A 270-nucleotide genomic window follows, 5' to 3' on the forward strand; every position below is an offset into this window, starting at 1 on the left:
ACGACGATAGCCAATCTGGCGCTGCGGCTGTTCGATGTCGAAAGCGGCCGGGTATTGCTCGACGGAAACGATATCCGCACGCTGACCCAGGGATCGCTGCGCCAGCAGTTCGGAGTCGTGAGCCAGGACCCGATGCTGATGCACCGCTCGATCCGCGACAACATCGCCTATGGCAAACCGGGATCGAGCGAAGACGAGATCATCGAGGCGGCGAAACGCGCCTCTGCGCATGAGTTCATCATGGGTGTGGCCGACCAGCGCGGCCGCAAA

At 62.2% G+C, this 270-nt stretch carries 1 protein-coding gene; it reads left to right on the forward strand.

Annotation, left to right across the window (positions count from 1 at the left end; all coding sequences use genetic code 11):
* On the forward strand, window positions 1-270 hold a 270-nt coding region (locus EP376_RS22835; RefSeq protein WP_127657734.1), incomplete at both ends, for an ATP-binding cassette domain-containing protein.

The organism is Alexandriicola marinus (assembly GCF_004000435.1).
GTDB classification, from domain to species: domain Bacteria; phylum Pseudomonadota; class Alphaproteobacteria; order Rhodobacterales; family Rhodobacteraceae; genus Alexandriicola; species Alexandriicola marinus.